The sequence below is a fragment of the Arcicella sp. GW458-12-2-14-TSB2 genome (assembly GCF_059423785.1).
On the sequence record NZ_JBWKYN010000095.1, the window covers coordinates 1 to 22,840 of the forward strand.

Annotated in this window: 21 protein-coding genes; 10 read left to right on the top strand and 11 right to left on the bottom strand. The window is 36.5% G+C overall.

Translation table 11 applies throughout. The features are described from left to right. Together AC07XN_RS14385 and AC07XN_RS14390 are read right to left on the bottom strand one after the other, a co-directional pair. Positions 1 to 320 (bottom strand): hypothetical protein (locus AC07XN_RS14385; protein WP_494743575.1); only part of this gene is annotated, 320 nt, incomplete at its 3' end. Positions 321 to 430: 110 nt separating this feature from the next. Further along, positions 431 to 1,048 (bottom strand): hypothetical protein, encoded by a 618-nt coding sequence (locus AC07XN_RS14390; RefSeq protein ID WP_494743576.1) that lies wholly within the window; start codon positions 1,046 to 1,048, stop codon positions 431 to 433. 457 nt (positions 1,049 to 1,505) lie between these two features. On the opposite strand from AC07XN_RS14390, the gene AC07XN_RS14395 reads away from it, so the two are divergent. The 3 genes from AC07XN_RS14395 (at position 1,506) to AC07XN_RS14405 (ending at position 4,925) form a co-directional block, all read left to right on the top strand. Further along, positions 1,506 to 1,958, top strand: coding sequence for a (2Fe-2S)-binding protein (locus tag AC07XN_RS14395; RefSeq protein WP_494743577.1), 453 nt, complete (start codon positions 1,506 to 1,508; stop codon positions 1,956 to 1,958). A gap of 15 nt (positions 1,959 to 1,973) precedes the next feature. Then, complete coding sequence (locus AC07XN_RS14400) at positions 1,974 to 4,220, top strand: xanthine dehydrogenase family protein molybdopterin-binding subunit (protein WP_494743578.1); 2,247 nt, start codon at positions 1,974 to 1,976, stop codon at positions 4,218 to 4,220. Between the two features lie 114 nt (positions 4,221 to 4,334). Further along, positions 4,335 to 4,925, top strand: coding sequence for a hypothetical protein (locus AC07XN_RS14405; protein WP_494743579.1), 591 nt, complete (start codon positions 4,335 to 4,337; stop codon positions 4,923 to 4,925). 56 nt (positions 4,926 to 4,981) lie between these two features. On the opposite strand, the gene AC07XN_RS14410 is transcribed toward AC07XN_RS14405, so the two are convergent. Together AC07XN_RS14410 and AC07XN_RS14415 are read right to left on the bottom strand one after the other, a co-directional pair. Continuing rightward, entirely contained in the window at positions 4,982 to 7,795 is a 2,814-nt protein-coding gene (locus tag AC07XN_RS14410; RefSeq protein ID WP_494743580.1) for a TIR domain-containing protein, read from the bottom strand. Between the two features lie 157 nt (positions 7,796 to 7,952). Then, the gene (locus tag AC07XN_RS14415; protein WP_494743581.1) at positions 7,953 to 8,714 is read right to left on the bottom strand and encodes a formylglycine-generating enzyme family protein; all 762 of its coding nucleotides are present in this window, start codon (positions 8,712 to 8,714) and stop codon (positions 7,953 to 7,955) included. 403 nt (positions 8,715 to 9,117) lie between these two features. Between AC07XN_RS14415 and AC07XN_RS14420 the strand changes: the two genes are divergently transcribed. Continuing rightward, positions 9,118 to 11,415, top strand: a complete 2,298-nt coding sequence (locus AC07XN_RS14420; RefSeq protein WP_494743582.1) for a glycoside hydrolase family 3 protein — start codon at positions 9,118 to 9,120, stop codon at positions 11,413 to 11,415. Positions 11,416 to 11,599: 184 nt separating this feature from the next. Here AC07XN_RS14420 and AC07XN_RS14425 read toward each other — a convergent pair whose 3' ends face one another. From AC07XN_RS14425 to AC07XN_RS14445, 5 genes are all read right to left on the bottom strand, one after another. Then, a complete protein-coding gene (locus tag AC07XN_RS14425; RefSeq protein WP_494743583.1) occupies positions 11,600 to 12,658 on the bottom strand; it encodes an XdhC family protein in 1,059 nt (352 codons plus the stop codon). Between the two features lie 215 nt (positions 12,659 to 12,873). Beyond that, positions 12,874 to 13,581, bottom strand: a complete 708-nt coding sequence (locus tag AC07XN_RS14430; RefSeq protein ID WP_494743584.1) for a LytR/AlgR family response regulator transcription factor — start codon at positions 13,579 to 13,581, stop codon at positions 12,874 to 12,876. Next, on the bottom strand, positions 13,578 to 14,612 hold the full coding sequence (locus AC07XN_RS14435; RefSeq protein WP_494743585.1) for a sensor histidine kinase: 1,035 nt from the start codon (positions 14,610 to 14,612) through the stop codon (positions 13,578 to 13,580). The genes AC07XN_RS14430 and AC07XN_RS14435 overlap by 4 nt, the downstream gene beginning before the upstream one ends. Positions 14,613 to 15,097: 485 nt before the next feature. Beyond that, entirely contained in the window at positions 15,098 to 15,271 is a 174-nt protein-coding gene (locus AC07XN_RS14440; RefSeq protein ID WP_323253517.1) for a hypothetical protein, read from the bottom strand. Between the two features lie 97 nt (positions 15,272 to 15,368). Beyond that, complete coding sequence (locus AC07XN_RS14445; protein ID WP_494743586.1) at positions 15,369 to 16,601, bottom strand: PQQ-dependent sugar dehydrogenase; 1,233 nt, start codon at positions 16,599 to 16,601, stop codon at positions 15,369 to 15,371. A gap of 283 nt (positions 16,602 to 16,884) precedes the next feature. Here AC07XN_RS14445 and AC07XN_RS14450 point away from each other — a divergent pair, with 283 nt between their 5' ends. Beyond that, positions 16,885 to 17,235, top strand: coding sequence for a DoxX family membrane protein (locus tag AC07XN_RS14450; protein WP_494743587.1), 351 nt, complete (start codon positions 16,885 to 16,887; stop codon positions 17,233 to 17,235). A 259-nt stretch (positions 17,236 to 17,494) separates the two neighbouring features. Here AC07XN_RS14450 and AC07XN_RS14455 read toward each other — a convergent pair whose 3' ends face one another. Both AC07XN_RS14455 and AC07XN_RS14460 read right to left on the bottom strand, forming a co-directional pair. Beyond that, positions 17,495 to 18,007: a helix-turn-helix domain-containing protein gene (locus AC07XN_RS14455; protein WP_494743588.1), complete on the bottom strand. Its 513-nt coding sequence runs from the start codon at positions 18,005 to 18,007 to the stop codon at positions 17,495 to 17,497. Further along, complete coding sequence (locus tag AC07XN_RS14460; RefSeq protein ID WP_494743589.1) at positions 17,997 to 18,443, bottom strand: N-acetyltransferase; 447 nt, start codon at positions 18,441 to 18,443, stop codon at positions 17,997 to 17,999. The genes AC07XN_RS14455 and AC07XN_RS14460 overlap by 11 nt, the downstream gene beginning before the upstream one ends. A 270-nt stretch (positions 18,444 to 18,713) precedes the next feature. Here AC07XN_RS14460 and AC07XN_RS14465 point away from each other — a divergent pair, with 270 nt between their 5' ends. The 5 genes from AC07XN_RS14465 (at position 18,714) to AC07XN_RS14485 (ending at position 22,678) form a co-directional block, all read left to right on the top strand. Beyond that, positions 18,714 to 19,295 (top strand): Crp/Fnr family transcriptional regulator, encoded by a 582-nt coding sequence (locus AC07XN_RS14465; RefSeq protein WP_494743590.1) that lies wholly within the window; start codon positions 18,714 to 18,716, stop codon positions 19,293 to 19,295. A 108-nt stretch (positions 19,296 to 19,403) separates the two neighbouring features. Beyond that, a complete protein-coding gene (locus AC07XN_RS14470; RefSeq protein WP_494743591.1) occupies positions 19,404 to 20,057 on the top strand; it encodes an NADPH-dependent F420 reductase in 654 nt (217 codons plus the stop codon). Positions 20,058 to 20,192: 135 nt separating this feature from the next. Then, complete coding sequence (locus tag AC07XN_RS14475; protein WP_309921460.1) at positions 20,193 to 20,867, top strand: 3-keto-alpha-glucoside-1,2-lyase-like domain-containing protein; 675 nt, start codon at positions 20,193 to 20,195, stop codon at positions 20,865 to 20,867. 53 nt (positions 20,868 to 20,920) lie between these two features. Next, positions 20,921 to 22,240 carry a hypothetical protein gene (locus AC07XN_RS14480; protein ID WP_494743592.1) on the top strand — a complete coding sequence of 440 codons (1,320 nt, stop codon included), beginning with the start codon at positions 20,921 to 20,923 and terminating at the stop codon, positions 22,238 to 22,240. Between the two features lie 207 nt (positions 22,241 to 22,447). Next, positions 22,448 to 22,678: a 4a-hydroxytetrahydrobiopterin dehydratase gene (locus AC07XN_RS14485; RefSeq protein WP_494743593.1), complete on the top strand. Its 231-nt coding sequence runs from the start codon at positions 22,448 to 22,450 to the stop codon at positions 22,676 to 22,678. Positions 22,679 to 22,840 lie beyond the last annotated feature (162 nt).

Here is a 22,840-nt window from a genome sequence, read left to right on the forward strand (position 1 = left end):
AGTTCTATCCCTATCAGCACTCTGTTTTCTTTCAATACATCAAATACTTTATTTGTTACTTCTAAGTCAAATTCATAGCCTAAATCAAGGTTAATTTGCTTTAGTTTGATGATTTTTTCAGTAAAAATATCTTTTTCTGATATATCAAATGTTGAAATATAGTTTGTATTTATCAACACATAACCATCCGTAACAAAGTCACCAGAAATATATTTCAGTAATGCCCATTTTGACCCTAAACCCAACAAAATCCCTTTAAAATATACCCCATTTCTCATTTTAAGGGTTACAACTCGATTTAGCAGTTCGTTATTAGTCATTATTAATTGCTATTTTTGTCCTTGATCAAACTAAAACAAAGGTAGATATTTAGCGTGATGCTATTTACTCTAACTATAATTTATATACTTCTTGTTAAACTCTACTTCTATCATTTGTCCTCTATTAAACTATCTGGAATATACAATAGTGTAGGATTATTCTTTTGAACATCTACATTAAAATTATTATTTCCACACAACGTCTTAAAAGTATCTAATCTAAAAGGCTTGGTTATTAAATGTACTCCATTTAAGGTAGGAATAGCAGTAATAATCTTGTCTCCTTCGGGCTCTATATCATTAATGGTCTTTCTAATAAATTCAATATGTTGTAATTCTTCTTTATCAACATCGATAACCCATCGCTTTTGTTTAGAAGGCATTTCACCAATAACACTATCATATACATATTTACTTCTATTATTTCCAGATTCTATATTGCTGACTAATTTAGCAATCATTTTCAATGCTACATTTTTATCATTTCTAGTATTAAAGTTAATATAACCCCTCGCTTTAAATACTTCACACAACATTTTTATTTCCTCATATCTTTCCTCCAAATCTTTTATAGCATAAAAGGTATAAGACTTAATCGTTCTAACAGATTGGTGTTTAGCATATTCCTCAATAAAATCTTTTTTTCTTTTTAGTACTAATACGGTAATAAAATCACCTTCTTCTTCAAATTGTAACAAAGGCTTAATTAAATCTACATTATTTATCATTTTATTGATTCTTTAAATTTATAAATAGTCCTACTATACTAAACACAAAAATACACCCTTATTATTTTTCAACAACTTCCTTCTTGCTTGTAGTTTGTGGGAATACACAGACGTTGGTCTAAAATTATCATTAATGCATCTACTTGTTCAAACAAAAAGATATTTTTGATGGTAATTAGTTTTACCACACTCAAGTATAGTTAATATATCAATATGGAAACATCAAGGGCTTTAAGATGATCGACAGAAGTCAACGCATTGTTGATTTACCTAAAATCATTACAGGTAAACCGCCTTTTGGCATTGGTAGCGTTTTTACAATCAGCCCTTTACCCATAATTTGTAGCTAACCAAGGCTATGTTTGAAATTCATAAGATTCTATTTGAAAAACATTATTTATTACTGTTTTATTTATATAATTTCGTTCAATTCTCAATAAAGTAGCTACTTAATACTATGGCAAAATACTCACTAAAAATAAACGGGAAAATACAACATGTAGATGTTGACCCGTCAACTCCTATGCTTTGGGTTTTACGAGACCACCTTAATCTACCCGGTACCAAATTTGGTTGTGGCATGGCCATGTGTGGGGCTTGTACAGTTCATTTGAATGGAACTGCTATTCGTTCTTGTAGTATGCCTGTATCAGCAGTTGGCAAGCAAGCCATCACTACTATCGAAGGCTTGTCTGCGAATGGTACTCACCCTGTACAAAAAGCATGGCTCGAGCACGATGTGGCTCAATGTGGCTACTGTCAGGCAGGACAAATGATGAGTGCGGCCGCTTTATTAAAAGAGAATCCTAACCCTTCAGATGAAGAAATAGATGCTTCCATGAGTGGTAATATTTGTCGTTGCGGAACTTATTTACGTATTAAGGAAGCAATTAAATCTGTAAAGCAATAGCAAGAAAATATCAACATGGAAAATAATAACACACAAAGCCGTCGTTCATTTTTAAAATCTTCCGCTCTTACAGGCGGTGGATTGATGCTGAGCTTTACTTGGCTGTCGAGTTTTAAGTCGGCAGACAAAATAGCTTTAATGAATTTGCCCGAACAATGGAGTGAACTCAATGGATATATCAAGATTACGCCCGACAATATCGTCAAAATCATGTGTCCGAATCCTGAATTCGGTCAGAATGTAATGACTTCATTACCCATGATGGTGGCAGAGGAATTGGACGTAGATTGGAAGAATGTAGTAGTAGAAATGGGGCCGCATGATAATGTAAAACTAGGACCACAATTCACAGGTGGCAGTAATTCAGTGAGGATGTACTGGAAACCATTGAGAAATGCAGGGGCATCAGCCAGACAAATGCTTATCGAAGCGGCGGCTCAAACGTGGGGCGTTCCTGCTACAGAAATCACGACAAAAGCAGGCGTTTTATCTCATTCAAGCGGAAAATCGGCAAAATATGGTGAAATAGCCAACAAAGCCGCCACCATCCCTGTACCGAAAGACGTTAAGTTGAAAGCCCCTAAAGATTTTTCGATTGTAAGGAATTCAAAGAAAAATACGGAAGGCTTAAAAGTAGTAACGGGCAAACCGCTTTTCGGAATGGATTATCGTGTGGAAGGTATGTTGATTGCCATGATTCAGCACCCTCCTGCCTTTGGCATGAAATTAAAATCTTTTGATGCTACTCAAGCCCTAAAAATGCCAGGTATTAAACATGTTTTTAGCTTCAAATTATATGATGATGGTTTCGAACAGGGTGGTTTTGATACCCGTACATTTAACGATTTGTTGGTTGTTGTGGGCAATTCTACTTGGGAAGTAATGAATGCTCGCAAGAAACTAACAATACAGTGGGAGCCTACTGGTGATGTAAAGGATACGATGATGGGGCGGGGTGGAAAAAGAGAAGTAACAGTTCCGGGCAGATTGGAAACCACAAGTGGTCAAATGGAATTAATGGCTGAATATGCTAAAAAGCCAGCCCAGCAATTAAGGAAAGATGGCGACCCAGAAACTGCTTTCAAAAACGCCGCTCAGGTTATCGAACGCACTTATAATGCGCCATTTTTGGCACACAACTGCATGGAACCGATGAATTTCTTCGCACATGTTTCAGCAGATAAAGCCGTAGTAGCCGGTCCATTACAAGCACCGGGTTGGGTAGAGCCTACGCTTTCAAAAATTTTAAACCTCCCTGCTGACAAGATTGAAATTCAAATGACCCGCATGGGTGGAGGTTTTGGACGGAGAGCGTATGGTCAATATGTATATGAGGCCGCTCGCATTTCTCAGAAAATAAAAGCGCCTATCAAATTGATTTATACCCGCGAGGATGATATGACTTATGGAATCTATCGCCCGATGTACACGGCTACCTATCGTGCGGCTTTAGATGCCAATAAAAACCTGATTGGTTTTCATGTTAAAGGCGGAGGCATTCCTGAACACCCTGTTCATGCAAATCGTTTTCCTGCTGGTGCAGTGGATAATTACTTAGCTGAAGGTTGGGAGATTCCTTCCAATATTACGATTGGTGCATTCCGTGCACCTCGTTCTAATTTTAATGCAGCAGCCGAACAGTCGTTTTTAGATGAAGTGGCAGAAGCTATGGGAAAAGATCCTATTGCTTTCCGTCTTGAATTATTAAAACGTGCTAAGGAAAATCCTGTAGGTAAAAATAATGAATATGATGCGGATAGATATGCAGGGGTTTTGGAATTGGTAAGAGAAAAATCTAAGTGGGGTAACCCTGAAAACAATAACAAAAAGAGGGGCGTCGCTGCTTATTTTTGTCATAATTCGTATGCCGCACACGTGGTGGATATGATAGAACGAAATGGCGAACCTTATGTTGAACAAGTAACTAGTGCCATTGACTGCGGTATTGTAGTAAACCCAGACGCAGCAAGCAATATGGTGCAGGGTGCTGTAGTAGATGGCATCGGAAATGCTTTTTATGGAGCATTAACCCACAAAGACGGCGCGGCAGAACAAAGCAATTTCAATAATTACCGCATTATTCGTCATAACGAAGCCCCTAAAAAAGTGGATGTGCATTTTGTTAAGAATGACCTTGACCCCACTGGACTTGGCGAGCCTCCCTTCCCTCCCGTGTTTGGAGCAGTCGCTAATGCGTTGTATAAAACAACAGGTAGAAGGTATTATAATCAGCCTTTCACGGCTGATCAACCTAAGTCATAAATCCAGCTCATTCTATCTTACTATTAGCTAGCGACTTAAGTCACCAGCTAATAGTAAGATAACATTATTGCCTCATGAGTTTCTTTATCAGTATCGTAAAATCTTAGTCTACACATGACTCGAAACAGTGTTTTTAATACCATTGCAATAATATCTACCTTAGGAATTTTCTGCTGGATGATAACGGAATTCTTTGGAGGTATGATTATTCATCTACTATCGTATGGACTACTCATTATTCCAATCATCATACTTTATATTTTTTCCTTTTTTGAAACAATTGTTGCTACCAGCAGGCGAGGAATGAACGCCAATAAGATTAAAGTGGTCGCTCACGGATTATTAATATTCTCGATTATATTATTAAATGTGTATCAATCGGAGTTATTCAAATCAAAAAAGATTTTGACAGCGACCCTGAAAGACGACCTCTATCATTATACTTTAGTATTCAGAGAAAATGGAAATTGTGAAAATGAAGTCAATGGAATGTTTTTTTATCATGAAGTTTTTCACGGGAAATATAAATTTTATGGAGATACAATTGTTTTTGAGAAAAAACCTTATGACAACGACTTCATACCAGACACCCTATTAATAGACAGAAGCCAAAAAGCAATATTTATTAAAAAAGACAAAGCAGGGAATTTCCCCCAAAAAATGGAATGGCTAAATCATTTTAAAATAGCAAACAACATCGACTAACGTCGGAGTATTTACCCCCGCAAAGTTTAAAATCTCTTTGATGCTACTATGTATGCTTACTCATTCAATGCTTTCTTTTTAAACTGTTGTACTAAATTTGTCCAAACGGCATCACGTTCTTCGGGAGTATTAATTCGTTTATCAACATAATCATTTTTATCATCAAAAAGGGTAATGGTCTTATCTTTTAGCGATGCATTATACTTCCCTAATGTTGAGGTGACTTCTCCATTTTCATCTTCTATGCCAAAGTCATACCAATCACATTCTCGTATTTTTATGGGAATAATTACTTTACCGTGTTTAATAGCGTGGGGAACTTCGGTGTTGATAATATAGTCGGTATTTAAAAAATGTACACTGATAAGACAGATAAAGATGTCGCATTCTTCTATTTTGCGGAGTATTTCGGTATTCCATTCGCCAAAACCTAAGTCTGAATCGTCAAAGGTATCAATTTTACTCTGGCGTTTTAAAGGGTAAAAATGCTGTTTTAATTCATTTTTGTACTTTTCATCACTTTTGGAATACGAGATAAAAATCTTCTTCATTTGGACGTCTTTAGGGTTAAAAAATAAAGGGAAATCACCTTTGCGATAAAAACATTTATTGTCTTTGTCATATATTAAATCACTCTGATTACCATTGCCAAAACGATTATCATCTTTAAATAAGTCTGCCGATATGTAGGTGCCATTAGGGGTTTTTACCAGCTTCTGATAATCTACTAATTGGCTTTCAATAAATTTAATGACATATTCTAACTGTTTGTAAACATTTTTAAGAGAACTATGCCCCATTTCAGATAGCACAAGCATGGGCTGTTGTTGCTGATTTTTATCTTCTTCAATTTTGAATTCTACTAACAGAAAATCATTAGGGTCTAGCTTTTCGTCTTTACTTAAATATAGAATGACCTTATTTTTCCATATCAGGTATTGATAAACTCCACCAATTCTATTTTTTGCTACTTGTACATCTATCTTGGGGTCTTTATTTTTTTCAAAAAAATTGGCAATGATAGCCGTTAAGATTTGGGTATGATAAAACCCTGTAAAAATGTATTTGACAAAAGGTTTATCGAATAGCTTGAGCAATACAACATCGGTGGTATTATTTTCTTCTGGTTTAGGTAAATATTGAGGTACTAAATAGTTTTTCCCAGAACCTTTAATGCTGAATATCATCTTGTAATATTTCAAGAATGCCAACATAAAATTGACATGGTCGGTTGCCCCTTCAAAAGTTGTATCATTTTCTAAAGTAGCTTTTTTGTGAGCTTTTTCTAAATAGGCTTTGGCTTTAGTTTCGTCAAAAACACCTTTCTCCTCATTTTTCAGGCTCAAGTTCAAAATAGCATAAATCCATTTGGTAAAAGTGCCTAGATTGACAATAACAGAATCCTTGAGAGCATTAGAAAGTGGTTTGCCATCATATTCTTCACATACATGCAAAGCATAGCTATCATGCAATAGCTTAAAATCTGCTTCACTTAAATTAGGAAATTCACTTTTTGGCGTAATCGCTTCCCATTTTTCTTCGACAAGCCTATCTCCCCATTTTTTAATTCTCAAAGGAAGCGAGTCTTCTTTTAAGCTAGTATCAAGCCATTGGTGAAGCGTATCTTTGATTTTTTTTTGATCTGATTCTTTTAATTTAGCACCACCTTCATTTCTTAATTGAAAGCTATGAAATGCAGTAACACCATACTTTTGCTGTAATTCCATTTCGTTCAAAAGTCTTTTGGGTGTGCCTGCTCTTAGGTTTTCTAGGAGTGAAAGCTGCACATCTCTATTCTTGAATTCTTGTAGGGTATTGGTCGTATTTTCAGCTAGTTTTAAGTTTGACTTTACACTGCTAAGCCAATAAGACATTGGAAAGGTATCATCTTCTCCAGCGCCACCATGGGCTGGAACTGTAGCATATTTATCTTCCTGCGAATTACCATACACTAAAAGGTAATGGGTATTCATGGTATAAAAAGGCAGATGTGCATTGTGGTAGAAATCCTGCCCTCCGAAGTCATATATTTGAACAAAGCGATTTTCGCCAAGTTCATATCTACTCACGTTTACGCCATGGGTACTGGTGCCATCTGCTAAATCTTCATTTTTTAATATATCGCATAAGCTGGTTTTGCCCGCTTGGGTATTGCCTAAAAGAATAAGCTTTTTGCGAAAGACTGTTATTTGTGGCTCTATAAAAAAGGATTTTAAAGCATTTATATCCTTTCGTCGAAGCGTGTTAGTGAATGTTTCAGGAAAAGCATTGCCAAACCAAATTAATCTTGAAATATCGAATGTGGTATCATTCTTTATAAATGTCAAAAACTCAAAAGACGTTAATTGATTTTTTTGAATCAATATCTCTCTGATTTGTGGTAGTGTTGTTGGTAAGCTTAACTTTTGTAGCTTACAGGTTGAAACATCAATTTTTTTGATTGAATTTCCTCCACCTGAAACAATTACCTCTGTCAGTTGTTCACAATTACACGCAATTACAGTTGCTAGGCTATTGCTATTTTGAATTTCAACCTTTGTGAGTTTGTTATTGTAGGAAAGGTTTACAAAAGTTAGGGTAGTAAATTCATTTTCCTCTACGTTTAAAGAAGTTAAATTACTGAAATTACAAAAAAAGGTATGCAAGGGTAATTTTAACGCCTTAACCTCCTTGATAAGTTGTTCTAGCTGATTTTCAGCTAAATCACTATGATTAACATAGATGCCCAAGTATTCAATACCTTTTAGGGTTTTCAATAAATAGAAGTTTCCATTTGTGTGGACTCTGGTAGGAATCATATTAGCATTAGTATCATTCTCTAACAAAGTGAATCTATATTTATTTATAAAAGGCTTAAAATCAATTTCCATCAGTAGAGATTAGTAAAGAGTTTTTATTTTTTTCGGCTTCGCCGATTGTATTATCGTTACGTTCATTCCTTCGTGCTTCCTCCGCTCCGCTTCAGTCGCTACTCATCCATTCATTTCACTCTTTTCGGTTTGCTCAACAAAAGATAAATTTCTTGGTTTAAACTTGAAAGAACACTAACCGAAACCCATAGTTGTCAAAACGATGCCGTGGGCGGTTGCAGCTGCGAAAAGCTACTCGGCAATTCTCTGCTTGATAGCTCCAAAAGCCGCCACGCAAAATCCGAGAATTACCTTTTTTAGTGACCTCTCTCCCATCTTTTGGTATATTGCTGAGGTCGTCTTCATACCAATCTGCACACCATTCCAATATATATCCACTCATATCATATAGCCCCAAGGCATTGGGCTCTTTGAGACCTACGGGCTTCATTTCGCCGTCAGAGTTTTCAACATACCATCCTACATCGTTGATATTATGGCTACCAGCATAAGCTAACTTAGGTTTATTCCACGCTTTACCCCCACGAGCGGCATATTCCCATTGGGCTTCACTGGGTAAAGCAAACCTTCCTTTTAAAGCGGGGTAATCGTCTTTGATTTTAGCGTTTAATTTGTTTAAAAAACTGTTCTCACCTTGACAAATAGCATTATGTGATGTTCCTACTGCGAGACATTTACCTTTAATAGAAGATGGGTTCTTATTCATCACTAATTTATAAAGTTCTTGGGTAACTACATATTTCCCTATGTAAAAGCCAGCGTTGAAAGTTATTTCAATTTCAGGTTTTTCATTTTTATCTTTAGAATTATTATCCCCCATCATAAAACTGCCTTTTTCTACATATACCATTTCTGTATAGTCTAGTCCAAAGAGTTTGAGGGGCTTGTTGTTGTAGGTTAATAGGTCGCCTTCTTGCATAGTTATAGCTTTATCGTGTTAGAAAATAGTATCTAACAAAAATAACTTTTTTTATAAATATTGCTATTTAATTACTTGAAAAACATTTTGTTATAGTTATTGAATTTTGATAATCACCCAAGTTGGTCAGCATATTTCACATTGCTCAGCATATTAGCTTGCCACATCTTCCACCTTATTAACTAAGGATTCCAATGCTTACATTTTAAGCACCAACTGCTTGGTGTTTATTTGTTATCTGAATACGAAAAAACACAGAAAACTACACTAAAAAGTAAATTTTTCATATTTAATCAACAAAAAAGTAAATTTTAAGCATTTCTTATAGGACGTTAGAAAAAAAATAAGCATTATTGTATCAAAATGATTAAATAATGTTTGTCAATTTATTCCAAAACATTCTATGAAAAAAACAATACTTGCAGGTGGGCTTGTATTAGGGCTGATTTCAACTGCAACCGCACAAAAAAAATGGTCGGAAAGCCCAATGGCGGGTTTTAATATCATTAAAAATCAAGGGGGACAAAGTATAGGCTATTCGCCAGCGGTGGGTACGAAAATATTAACGGTTGATGGCTTTGCCTTTAAGGATTTGAATAAAAATGGCAAGCTAGATAAGTATGAAGACTGGCGTTTATCGAGTGATGTTCGTGCTAAAGACTTGGCCTCTAAATTAAGCATCGAACAGATTGCAGGTTTGATGCTTTATTCTTCACATCAATCTATTCCTGCACGTTCTGGGGGTTACTTTGCTGGTACATATAATGGTAAAGCTTATCAAGAAGGTGAAACAGACCCTTCAGAGTTAACCGACCAACAAAAGAAGTTTTTAGCCGAAGATAACCTTCGCCATGTGTTGATTACGACGGTAAAATCACCTGAGATTGCAGCACAATGGAACAACAAAATGCAAGCCTTTTGTGAAAGTGTTGGCTTAGGGATTCCTGCTAATAATAGCACCGACCCTCGACATGGCACTAGAGCAAAAGCCGAGTATGATGCAGCATCAGGTGGTGAGATTTCTATGTGGCCAAGTTCATTGGGTATGGCAGCTACTTTCAACCCTGCATTGACAGAGACTTTTGGTAAAATTGCCGCTGCCGAATACCGTGCTTTAGGCATTACTACGGCACTATCGCCACAGGTAGATATTGCTACAGAACCCCGTTGGGCACGTTTTAATGGTACTTTTGGCGAAAGTCCTTGGCTTTCCGCAGCAATGGGACAAGCCTATTGTGATGGCTTTCAGTCAACTGCTTGGGGCATGAAAAGTGTCAATGCGATGGTAAAACACTGGCCTGGCGGTGGTGCTGGCGAAGCTGGTCGTGATGCACACTATGCTAATGGTAAATTTGCGGTGTATCCCGGTAATAATTTTGAAGAACACTTGATTCCTTTTACCCAAGGAGCATTTAAGCTAAAAGGACAAACGAAGATGGCTTCGGCGGTGATGCCATACTATACTATTTCATGGAATCAGGACAAGAAAAACCATGAGAATGTAGCTAACAATTACAATAAATATATCATCTCTGATTTGTTGAGAACCAAATACGGATACGATGGTGTGGTATGTACCGACTGGCTTGTGACGGGCGACCATAAGGCGATGGACGTATTTATTGATGGCAAGTCGTGGGGAGTAGAAGGTCTTAGTCTAGCCGAAAGACACTATAAGGTATTGATGGCGGGTGTAGACCAATTTGGAGGTAACAACGACATGAAGCCCGTGTTAGAAGCATACCAAATGGGTATCAAAGAACATGGTGAGGCCAAAATGAGAGCCCGTATGGAGCAATCAGCAGTGAGATTGTTGAAGAATATTTTCAGAGTAGGTGTATTTGAAAATCCATACTTGAACCCAGCAGAAACTAAAGCGATTGTGGGAAAACCTGCTTATATGAAAGCTGGATATGAAGCACAGTTGAAGTCTATTGTGATGCTTAAAAACACTGCAAAAACACTGCCTATTACTACTAGAAAAACGGTATATGTACCTAAACGCTTTGTACCTGCTAGTCGTAATTTCTTAGGTATGGAAACGCCTTCATCAGAAGACTATCCAGTCAATATGGACATTGTGAAAAAGCATTTTAATGTAACTGACAATCCTAAAGAAGCAGATTTTGCCTTAGTTTTCATCGAAAATCCAAAGGCTACAATTGGCTATGACAAAGAGGATTTGAAAAACGGTGGCAACGGCTATATCCCGATTAGTTTGCAATACTTCGATTATACCGCCACAGAAGCACGTGAGACGAGTATAGCTGGTGGCGACCCGATGGAAAATTTCACGAACCGTTCTTATAAAGGTAAAATGGCCAAAACTGCTAACGTTACAGATGCTGCATTGGTGAACAATACCAAAATATTAATGAAAGATAAGCCCGTGATAGTATCGGTAAGTACTACTAATCCAATGGTATTCTCGGAAATAGAGGCTTCTGCATCGGCGATTTTATTGAGTTTTGGTGTACAAGACCAAGCGATTATTGAAACCATTGTTGGTAAATCTGAGCCCTCGGCGTTATTGCCTATGCAAATGCCTGCCAATATGCAAACAGTAGAAAAACAAGCCGAAGACGTACCTTATGACTTAACCTGTTATAAAGACGCCAACGGAAATACCTATAATTTTGGTTTTGGACTTAATTGGAAAGGGGTTATTAAAGATGGTAGAGTGTTGAAGTATAAGAAGTAGGTTACTATCGAGAGGATAATCAAAGCATAGCTTTCTATTAGCTGGTGACTTAAGTCACCAGCTAATAGAAACATATAAACTTCAATTTAGCATTCACTACTTGCCTTTTAGAAAAAGTCGAAGATTACAAGGCGAAGAGCATTAACAACAGAAATCCGAAAGCCGACTACCAATAGCCTTTCAATCAATGAATCCCCTGCTTCCGATGAATTAGCTTCCCACCTTCTCTTTTGGCAAAAAATGCTTTGATTTCGGCGATAATTGAGAGTGCGACCTCCTCAGGCGTTTCTGCACCGATGTCTAAGCCTACGGGATAATGAATCTTACTCAGTACATCTTCATCTTGAATATTTAATTCATCTAACATCATCTGTCCTCTTTTTTTAGGACCTAATATGCCGATGTACGCCACTTCTGTACCGATTAAATAAGTAAGGGCATCTTTATCATAGCCATAATTATGCGAAAGCAGTACTGCCGCAGTATATTTATTGACAGGTAGTTTTTCTACAAAATCTGTTCTTCTGCTATATACCAAACAGCTAGCTTCATGAAAACGCTTTGGGGTAATATGTGCAATACAATCGTCTGTTACCGTAATCGTCAGTCCTACTTGTTGGGCTAAACTTACCAAAGGTACGGCATCGTAGCCCGCACCAACTACTAGCAATTGTATATCGGGCTTAATTGTTTCATAAAACAGGGTACAGTCTGTATGTTCTATGAGGCCTTCTTCTATTAAGAGTTGAAAGGGTATCATAGGGAAATAAGCTGCTAACTGGTTATTAACGGCAAAACGTTTGCCAATAGGCATGGTTTCGGGCGATTGCGTTGCTATTACTGTGGCATATTGAATGGTCTCGGTGTTCTGCACATAGTGGGCTAAAATCTCTATTAAGTTTGATGAATCCTCAGGAACGAGCGGTTCTATCAAAATGTCAATAATTCCGTTGCATCCTAGCCCAATGCCAAAGGCATTTTGGGAGTCGTCCATGGTATCATAAACTACTATTCTGGGTATGCCATCTTGCATTACCTGACGGGCTTTGCGTAATACATCACCTTCTAAACATCCTCCGCTGACTGCCCCAAACCACGTACCATTGTCTACGATGAGCATTTTTGCTCCTGGACGACGATACCCTGACCCATGTAGTTTTACAACGGTAGCTAGGGCTAGTCGACGTTCAGCAAAATTAATTTGTTGATAGGCTGTTATTATTTTCCTTAATTCGTACCTCATATAGTTGTGAGTTAGTGGTCGTTAGTGAGTGATTGAGCGAGTTAGTGATTGAGTGATTTTTTAATTGTGAGTTAGTGGGTTGTGAGTTAGTAATTGAGCGATTGAGTGAGTGGTGATTGAGTGATTTTTTAACAATAGTAATTAATACATAATTAAAAAAAATCACTCAATCACTAATTCACTCAATCACTAACTCACAATTCACTAACTCACAACTACCCTCCGACTGAAATCTTGTTCAAAAACGATTGCTTGTAAATTCTTCCAACAGGTATTTCATATTCTTGCACTTTTACAAATTCACTTGAAAAAGCACTTATCTTATCGATTGCCACAATGTAGGATTTATGCAAGCGTACAAACTTTGATTCGGGCAATTTTGCTTCCATATACCGCAAGCGTTCATAGACAACGAACCTCCCCTGTGTCGTAAAAACTTTGATATAATCTTTCAGTCCTTCGATATAAAGAATTTCATTTAAATATACTTTTTTTTGTTCTTTATTTACTTTCAAAAAAATATAAGCATCCTCAAACGTTGAAACCTCTAGCACATTTTGCTGAGTAAGCTCTCTGAAATATAAATATTTTGAAATGGCTTTCAAAAACCTTTCTTGACTGATGGGCTTTACTAAATAATCAAATACATCTAAATCAAACCCTTCGGCGGCGTATTCTCTAAAAGCCGTTGTCAAGATTACCTTGGGATGTTTCTGCAACGATTTTAGCAATTCCAAGCCAGTCATTCTAGGCATTTGAATATCTAAAAACAATAAATCAACCGTGTTGTTTTGTAAATAAACAAAACCATCGAGCGCATTATCGAACATTTTTACTACCTCAAAATCGGGCAATGCCTCAAGGTAAGTTTGAATTAGCTGGCGTGCAGGAAGCTCATCATCAATAATTAAACAACGATTCATCTATTGATTTGTAGTTTTAGTACGACTAAAAAGCTATTTTTTTCTCGATACGTTTTAAATTCATGCACACTCGGATACAAAATTTCCAAGCGTCTTTTCACATTGTTCAGCCCTAATCCTCCATTCTGACTCGCCATCTCTTCAATCTCCTCTTCAATACTATTTTCTACCTTAACAACAAGTTCATTATCCTTTTTCTCAATATCTACACGTATCCACGACGCATTGATAGACTTGTTCACGCCATGTTTAAAACAATTTTCGATGATTGGCAACAACAACAAAGGCGGAATTTGTATGCCCTCGATGGCATTGTACACATTGAAGGAAACATCAAGTTTATCTCCAAACCTAATTTTTTGTAATGCAATATAATTCTGAATATATTCTAGTTCTTCTGTCAGGGTAACCTTTTCTTTTTTAGAATCATAAAGGCTATATTCTATAAAATTTGACAACTTCAATATTTGCTGAGCCGTTTCAGGACTCTTTTTAAAAGCCCCTGAATAGATATTATTCAGCATATTAAAGATAAAATGTGGCTGTACTTGCGATTTCAGCAATTCTAGTTCGGCCGCTGTTTTTTCTTGTTTAAGTTCAATCAAGGTTTGTCGCTGATGGTACCAGCTACGTATAAAGAAGAACGTTCCATACAAAAAAACAATCAAGTAAAGATTTACAAACTCTATGATTATTTTTGGAAAGAAAATCAAAGGCTTTAATGTCCCTTGGGGATAATACATCTGGTACAAATAATGATAATTGATGTATCTTTTGAGCATCACAAACACTACGGCTACTACGATTTGCCCCAACCAAAAAGTTGTTTTTTTATCCGATAAATAGAAGTTACTAAACAGATAATGAACAGATAAGCAGGACACCACAAAGGCAATGGGTACGGAAGTACAAGCTTTGATAAAATAGACATAATATTGGTCAGTGGCTGCACCCATTCCCAGCCACTCGTATAAAAAATAGAGTGTCCAAAAAATAAGGTTAAATCGGATTGTATTAAATCGCTCGTTCATCAATCATTACCAATTATAGGTATGTAAAAGTATAGAAAGTATAAGAATAATGATAAATAATTCATTAATAATAGTAGCGTTTAGAAAGCCTTTAGGACAGGCAAAATCAACAAAACCCTTCTTTATAGAACAGGCTTGCCGTAAAACAGCAAACCTTTCTTCTTTTCAATCAAAAACACAATTTTACATGTGTTTTCAATTGATTATATTGATGAAGGCTTTAACACCTTTCTTATCTTTTCTATTAACCTAATCTCTGCCACGCGTATTGCTTTGGTTCAAAGAGAAGGAGTATTCAATTCTTTTACGTAAAAGTAGAGAATGCCAAAGCATAATGAAGAAAAACAAACTTAATTTAGACCAACAGCTTTTATACACGACAAACAACCTCTATGATAACTTGATGTTGACTACAAATACTTTTAAGAAGCTTATCATGAATTGGGTTTATTGATGCCTAAGCTAATGCTAGTTCTTCTATTACATCAACTGCTTTTCCATAAGGCTTCATTCAACACTGACTTTAGAGTGCTATCATCAATAGTTACTGAACTGATAAAAAACCAACGTTTTACTCCTATTTCTATCATGTCTTGTACAATATTTTTTGCCAACAACTCATCCATAAACAATACACTTAGCACTTCAAGATATTTCAAAGTGCATAAAAATTCCCATTGCTAAGTGAGAGACTTGAGTCCCTTACTTGGCAATGGGAATAAAATAGAAAAACTACTTATATCAATCGTAAATCAATTATTTCTTATCAATCCGATATAGCCTTCCTTGGTCGGTAATAGCATATAAAGCTCCGTCTGTTCCCTGTGTTATATCTCTAAAACGTTGTGATTCGCTAGCTAATAGTCGCTCTTCGCCCACTACTTTATTGTTTTCAATGACTAGCCTTACAATGTGCATTCCGCTTAATGCACCTACAAAAAGGTTGTTTTTCCATTCAGGAATGCGGTCGCTACTATAGAAAGTAATACCACTAGGCGAAACAACAGGATCCCAATAATAAATGGGTTGTTCAAGTCCTGATTGTTGTTGAATACCACTCCCTACTTTTTCTCCGCTATATTCAATGCCATAAGTGATAGTTGGCCAACCATAATTAGCACCAGCCCGAACTCGATTGATTTCGTCGCCACCTCGAGGCCCATGCTCACTTTCCCACAACTCTCCCGTAACGGGATGAATAGCCAAACCCTGTGGATTACGAAAACCATAAGCATATAATTCAGTTCTAGCACCTACTTGACCTACAAAGGGATTTCCTGATGGCTCTGTACCATCTTTCGTAATTCTAATAATCTTGCCCAGCCCTGAATTTAAGGCCTGTGCTTGTGGACGAGTTACTAAATCCGAACGCTCGCCTGTGCTAACCAATAAATTACCCGCCTGATCAAAGACGATTCTACCACCATAATGCAATGTACCATTATAGGCAGGGGTAGCTCGATAAATAACCGTTGGCGATTCTATGGTTTTTTCATTGGCAGATAATTTCCCTTTACCCACCGCCGTCAGGTTGCCATCAGGATTGGGTTGCGAAAACACCCAATACACCATTCTATTGGTAGCAAAGTTGGGGTCAATACGAACGCCTAATAAACCACCCTGTCCGCTGGCATTTACCGTCGGAATACCTGTGATAGTCTGGCTCACTTGCCCATCTGTAGTAACGATACGCATAGTGCCAGCCTTTTCTGTTATTAATAATCTTCCGTCGGGCAAGCTAGTTATTCCCCACGGACTCTGGAGTGATGTGGTTAGTATCTTACTTTCGTAGCTCGTAGTTGTCTTTACTCCTTTTATTCTGGTCTGTCCTGCAAAAGCAGGCTTATAATTTGAATTGGCAGCATTAGTCTCCACAGGGGGTAAACTATCCGTTTTTATTCCTGTCTCTTGCTTTGCATTTAAATCACACTTACATGACCCAAAGGCAATACCAGCCGCTATCATTAATGTTAAGATGGAGTTTTTCATGTCTTTTAAATTTTTTGAAGAGTTTTAGTATGTGGAGTAACAAATGATAAAATACACTAAGTAATTGATAATTAAGCATTATGATGATTAAAAAATAATTAATCATTGCTTAGATACAGTTTTCATTAAACCTACTTAAGTTTGTCAAAGTTTACGTCTCTTGGTTTTATACGTTACTTTATACTAAAAAATTATACCATACAATCTAACAAGGTTTTATACTCAGAGTTATTTCTAAGAATTCCCATTTCATTTTCATTTCTATCGGCTGTAGCTTACCGTTTTGGTTTGTGGGGAGCTATATGCCAATTGGGGCAACTGGCAAAACTTCGTCGATTATTCCAATAGCATTAATTCGTTAGTAGCTACTCCGTTAGGAAATATATTTGCAGTAATAGCTACTGTCCTTGAAATTATTATTCCTATCTTTTTATTAATTGGATACACGACCAAATTAGCGTCACTAGCTGCTGTAACGCTATTAGTATCATTTGGTTTGATGATGTCGATTAGTTTTGGCATAAAACCATCCTTAGATTATTTTGTATGGACGTCGGCAGGAGCGATTTTGTTATTAAGTCAGTGTGATAATTATTCGTTTAGTGTTGATAATGTGATGGAGAGCAGAGGATAGCTTTTACATTTATTGTTAGATTGGGTATCCTCGAAATAAAAATTAACTTCAGGCAGGGCTTCCAATTAATTAGCCATTAGCACAAAATTAATAAGTGGTACTATGAGTCATTTTGACGATGAGGACGTATGCCATACGTCCATACTGTGTTACTACAACAGATTAGACATTATTCTATGAAATAATAGAGCCTTCGTTTAAAGGCTATTGAAAACACTTTCTCTATCACAGGCAATTGCGAAGATATCCAATATTAAGCTTAAAATTCTAATTGAAGGTGACCTGTCACATGCTTTTGTTCTTTATTTCTTAATGAAACATTCGTCATTATAGAATACTCCTGTTGTTTTACAGAAAGACGAAACCAATCACGAGCAGGGATAAACTGATTTGAGTGAAATTCTAATCGAATAAAAAGGTCTTCTGAAGGCTCTCTATTGCCAGAAAGTAATTGACTAAGTTTGGTTTTATGAATATCAAGCTCAGAAGCTACTTCATTCTTTTTTTTATGCTGAATCTCAATATATAATTTAAGGAAATAAGCAAAGTTTTTTGTAGGGTCAAATACATCTTGCTTAATATAATCTTCTATGAGGATTTTCAATTGAAGTAGTTGTCCATATAGTTTTTCTTTCTCAGATAACCCTGCTATTCTTCCTTGACGAATGATTGCTAATTGTTTATTAGCTTTTAGTTTCTGCTCATTAGTCATTTGGGCTGGCAACATAAAGCCTTCTACTATTTCTTCGGGAGCTATTGTGTCAAAGTTCATAATCTATATATGTTTGTATGAGAGTATAGAGAGATTTGCCTTCTAGATATAGTTGTTGTCCTCCATTCAGCATACCATACTTATCTTGATAATATTTTACTAATTTAGTTTTTGGCTTTAAGGATATACAAGCCAGATAACCATACTGTTTTACTGCTAGTCTACATGCCCAGCTAATTAAACAACCAGCAATCCGATCATACTGTTTGTTAGAGCCAACGTTATTACTTCGACTAGTAATTAAGTTGATTTCTATGCGATATTCTATTGGATAATACGTTAGAGACATTACACCTAATATTTCTTTACTATCCACTATTCGTAATTTCCAAAGGTCAGTGTCCGCAAAGTCTTTCCAGTTAAATAGAAAGTCCTTTTTAGTTAACTTTTTTATATCACCAGCTAATATAGGCTCAATAATGGCTTCAACTGGCATTGGTGGTTCTACCCTCCTATTAAGCAAATACATCAATATTTTATTTTATATAAATTTACAAAAAAAGTAAATTATTTAAAAATTTGTAAACAAATATCTAAGCATAAAATGTTCTGTTAGTAGAAAGCAATCCCTGTCACAAGTAGGGACGGAATTGCATTCGTCCGAAGCGTCCGAAAATACCATCCCTAATGAAATAAATTCACCGTCAGTAAAAAAACAAAGTAAAATGTGTAAGTTCGTAACATCTAGGACTAATCGTTTAAAAGTTTGGAAACACAATTATTGATTGACTATTTTTTAACTTATCTTCCTTTTACTGAAGAAGAACAACAGCTAATAGTATCAAAAACTATCATACGTAACATCAAGCGTAGACAGATGATTTTGCAAGAAGGCTTCGTCTGCAAACATTATACCTTTGTGGTAAAAGGCTGTTTCAAAATGTATGGAATAGATAACAAAGGCACCGAACACAATATTCAATTTGCGGCTGAAAACGACTGGATTACTGACATTGGTAGCTTTCATTCTAGCAAACCAAGCAAGTTATTTCTTGAAGCCATCGAGCCTTCAGTAATAATACAAATCGAGAAAAGCGATTTATACTTTTTATACCTTTCTATTCCTAAGCTCGATAGGATCTTTAAGGTAATTATCGAAAACAAGTATGTTGAATTACAAAATCATGTATTGCAAAATATTAGTTCAACCGCTCAGGAACGTTATTTAACCTTTTTGGAGCAATACCCTACCCTAGCCTTACGTTTACCGAACACGCAAATCGCTTCTTATCTGGGCATTACACCCGAATTCCTCAGTAAAATCCGTAAAGATTTAGCCACAAAATAGCCCCTACCCTTAAACTATCTTAAGGCTATTTCTTACGATAGTTTATAGGCTGGCGTAGCCCATTCCCTGCAACTTTGTACTGTTATTCAACTAAAGCAAATTAGAGCAATGGAAAATACAACAAAACCCAAAGTAGCAATTATCGGACTTGGTAATATTGGCCAAGTAGTAGCCCAAAACCTTGTGGCGGGAAATCGCCCTGTAATATTAGCCACTAAAGACATCACGAAGGCTGAAAACCTTGCAGAACAATTAGGCAGTTTAGCACAAGCCATGGAAATCGACAAGGCTATCCAAGAAGCCGACATCATTATTATGGCGGTTTGGTTTAGCACCATCAAAGAATTGTTCAGTCAGCATGAAGGAATATTGGCGGGAAAAATCATCGTTGACCCATCTAACCCGATTGCTCCCAACGACAAAGGAGGCTTTGATAAAATCATTGGCGAAAACGAGTCGGCAGGACAAATCAATGGCTCTGCTTTGCCCAAAGGAGCAATTTTGGCTAAAGCATTAGGTACATTAGGTGCAGCTTCGCTATCCAATGCAGCCCATCAGCAACCTGCTTCGGTATTGTTTTATGCTACGGATGATAACAGTATCAATGCGACGATTGAGCAACTGATTCTTGATAATGGCTTTGTGCCTTTGCGTGTGGGCGGTTTAGACCAGTCTATCCGAATAGAAGTTTTTGGTGATTTACACGAATTTGGTGCATTGGGCAAGCCTGTTACTTTGGCTGAAGCCACTGAAAAATTATAAAGTATTCCAAACACTTGAAAATTATCAATAAGTAGCAAATAAAAATCAAAATAAAGTTATATTTGATATTGAAAACGATGAGATACCAAGAAAAACTGGGTATCTCATCGTTTTTTATAAACTGAATCTCAGCCAATGAAAATATTCCAATTTTTCTTACTCATCAGTATTTTTATTCTTCCAAAAGGACTTTATGCACAAAAAGTTAAACTAACTCCAAACAATCTTTTGGCCAACAAAGTATATATGTCTCTGGAAAAATTTCAGGGTAAAGATGTTGTCAAGGTTATCAAAGATTCCACCATCATGGCAGCTGATGAAGCTACTTTTGTGCGAATCAAAGATGTTGATTTTAAAGATGGCATCATTGAAGTAAAGGTATTGAGCCGATTAGAGAAGAAAGCTACTCCTACCGCTCGTGGATTCATCGGCGTAGCATTCAGAGCCAATGAAGACAACTCAAAATTTGAATGTATCTATATACGTCCTACCAATGGCAGAACCGACGACCAAGTACGCCGTAATCACTCTATCCAATACTTTTCCTTTCCCGACTTCAAGTTTTCACGACTCAGAAAAGAGAGTCCCGAAATGTATGAATCCTATGCAGATATGGGCTTGAATGAATGGATAACGCTCAAGATTATAGTGAAAGGCAAGCAAGCAAAGCTGTTTTTAAACGATAACAAACAACCCTCGTTGATAGTAAACGACTTAAAACTTGGTGAAAATATCAGTGGTGCCTTAGGCCTATTTGTAGATGTTGGCACAGAAGGTTATTTCACTGATTTGAAAGTTATTAAACAGTAATTATCAAAGATTTTACTTTTCGATATGTTCAAAAGGACAAAAATATAACCTCAATGAAACCCAAGATTCTATACTCATTACTTATCATATCCATTCTTTCTGCATGCAGACCTGATTCGGTCATAACAGAGGAAATACCTGTTTCGATTATCACAGAAGAGATATCTTTACCCGTCAAAGACGACATTGAACTACCTCCTGTAGCTTTCGCACCTGATATTGAGCCACTTCGGGAAAAGGGTGATACCTCAGCAATTAGAATGGTCGCACTTGGTGGCTCGTTTCCATCTGGTAGCCGAAATGGAGGATTGTACAGAGAAGGGCAAATGACATCTATCCCACAACTGATTGCATATCAGATGCAGCTTCGGTCATTTATCTCTCCCTTATTTGAAAAAGAACAAGGCAATGGAAGCGGTTATCTAATCTATGACCGAAAAGCTAGTCTGCCATCTTGGAAAAAAGTAACCAACCAAACCGCCATTGTTTCTCAGACGCCACTCAGATTAACGCCCTTCAAGGGAACCTATGTAGATAATATATCTTGGCCAGAAGGTCCTGGAACCAATTCGGATTCATTAAACAGCTATTTTTATTATCCTAAAGGCAAAGAACAGTATTTCAGTTATCTATTTCGGTTTTATTCTGATAAAGGAACAGACGAAACTCCATTCCACTATTTCGCCTACAAAATCCCCAAAAAAACACACCTTTTACTTCACTTTGAAGACCTAGATTCATGGATAGGTTGGGCATGTTATACTCAAAATTTTAACATTCAGAATAGGTTACATGAAGGATACTTTTACCCCAAAAGCCAATTTATTCGAGACTACAAAAAAGTTGGGCTAAAAATGGTGTTATACAATATGCCTGATTTTCTTGATTTCCCATACTTTCATTTATATCGAGCAAGTCAATTGATGCTTAAAAACAATACAACTGGGCAAGCATTGAGCGACAGTGCGCTATTAATTCCTACCGATGGCATAAAAAAGGCATTTGTAAGTAATAAAAAAAGCGTTTTATTGGATGAAGATGTAATTTCTGCCGATGAAGCCAAGCAATTCCGTATCATCATCAAAGATGTATTAAACACCAATACAACCGAATATTTCGCCAAACAGTATAACCTACCTATGGTTGATATGTACAGTCTTTATAAAACGATTTTAGCAGGCAAATACTATACTGAGGACGGTTTGTTTATTGACCCTTCATTTCCCAATGGCAATTTTTTTTCGGAAGATGGAATACACCCCACCGCTATTGGTAGTGCAGTAATCGCCAACGAAACGATTAAAAAAATCAATGAGAGATATCATACTAAAATACCACTTATTAACATATCTCAAATGGCTAAACATTTATGATTTTATCACTATTTCAGGTAGGGACGAATTGCATTCGTCCTAAGCGTCCGAAAGCATAATTATATCAATTTTACCCAAATAATACGCCCTCCTACTCTCTAAATCTCCCTAATCCTTCCTCAATTCTGGTAAAATGCCCAAACTATTGTACTTTTACAATGTATTCAGGTATTTTGAATGCTTCACACATTTTTAAACAATTTTGTTATGTGGATAGAAGAAGATAATAAATTGAAAAGAAGTTTTCTTTTCGATGACTTTTCAGCAGCTTTTGCCTTTATGACTAGGGTGGCGTTATTGGCTGAAAAACAAAATCATCACCCTTTTTGGACGAATGTTTATAATAAAGTAAGTATTGAATTGAATACGCACGATAAAGGAGATATTGTGACTGAAAAAGACTATAAGTTAGCGAAGGCGATTGATTCGCTAGTCTGAAATAAAAGTTAAGTCCTAATCTTTTCTATTAGCAGGTGACTTAAGTCACCTGCTAATAGAAAAGATTTTTCACTCGTGGTCTGTAGCACACAAAAAACGGATGAGAATGGTTAACAAAATAAAAAATAAATAACACTTCAATCTTTAGCGAGGGACTTAAGT

Bases quoted from the DNA above. Each gene is read 5' to 3' on its own strand.
- AC07XN_RS14390 (WP_494743576.1), bottom strand. From the start codon at position 1,048: ATGATAAATAATGTAGATTTAATTAAGCCTTTGTTACAATTTGAAGAA.
- AC07XN_RS14395 (WP_494743577.1), top strand. From the start codon at position 1,506: ATGGCAAAATACTCACTAAAAATAAACGGGAAAATACAACATGTAGAT.
- AC07XN_RS14400 (WP_494743578.1), top strand. From the start codon at position 1,974: ATGGAAAATAATAACACACAAAGCCGTCGTTCATTTTTAAAATCTTCC.
- AC07XN_RS14405 (WP_494743579.1), top strand. From the start codon at position 4,335: ATGACTCGAAACAGTGTTTTTAATACCATTGCAATAATATCTACCTTA.
- AC07XN_RS14410 (WP_494743580.1), bottom strand. From the start codon at position 7,795: ATGGAAATTGATTTTAAGCCTTTTATAAATAAATATAGATTCACTTTG.
- AC07XN_RS14415 (WP_494743581.1), bottom strand. From the start codon at position 8,714: ATGCAAGAAGGCGACCTATTAACCTACAACAACAAGCCCCTCAAACTC.
- AC07XN_RS14420 (WP_494743582.1), top strand. From the start codon at position 9,118: ATGAAAAAAACAATACTTGCAGGTGGGCTTGTATTAGGGCTGATTTCA.
- AC07XN_RS14425 (WP_494743583.1), bottom strand. From the start codon at position 12,658: ATGAGGTACGAATTAAGGAAAATAATAACAGCCTATCAACAAATTAAT.
- AC07XN_RS14430 (WP_494743584.1), bottom strand. From the start codon at position 13,581: ATGAATCGTTGTTTAATTATTGATGATGAGCTTCCTGCACGCCAGCTA.
- AC07XN_RS14435 (WP_494743585.1), bottom strand. From the start codon at position 14,612: ATGAACGAGCGATTTAATACAATCCGATTTAACCTTATTTTTTGGACA.
- AC07XN_RS14445 (WP_494743586.1), bottom strand. From the start codon at position 16,601: ATGAAAAACTCCATCTTAACATTAATGATAGCGGCTGGTATTGCCTTT.
- AC07XN_RS14455 (WP_494743588.1), bottom strand. From the start codon at position 18,007: ATGAACTTTGACACAATAGCTCCCGAAGAAATAGTAGAAGGCTTTATG.
- AC07XN_RS14460 (WP_494743589.1), bottom strand. From the start codon at position 18,443: ATGCCAGTTGAAGCCATTATTGAGCCTATATTAGCTGGTGATATAAAA.
- AC07XN_RS14470 (WP_494743591.1), top strand. From the start codon at position 19,404: ATGGAAAATACAACAAAACCCAAAGTAGCAATTATCGGACTTGGTAAT.
- AC07XN_RS14475 (WP_309921460.1), top strand. From the start codon at position 20,193: ATGAAAATATTCCAATTTTTCTTACTCATCAGTATTTTTATTCTTCCA.
- AC07XN_RS14480 (WP_494743592.1), top strand. From the start codon at position 20,921: ATGAAACCCAAGATTCTATACTCATTACTTATCATATCCATTCTTTCT.
- AC07XN_RS14485 (WP_494743593.1), top strand. From the start codon at position 22,448: ATGTGGATAGAAGAAGATAATAAATTGAAAAGAAGTTTTCTTTTCGAT.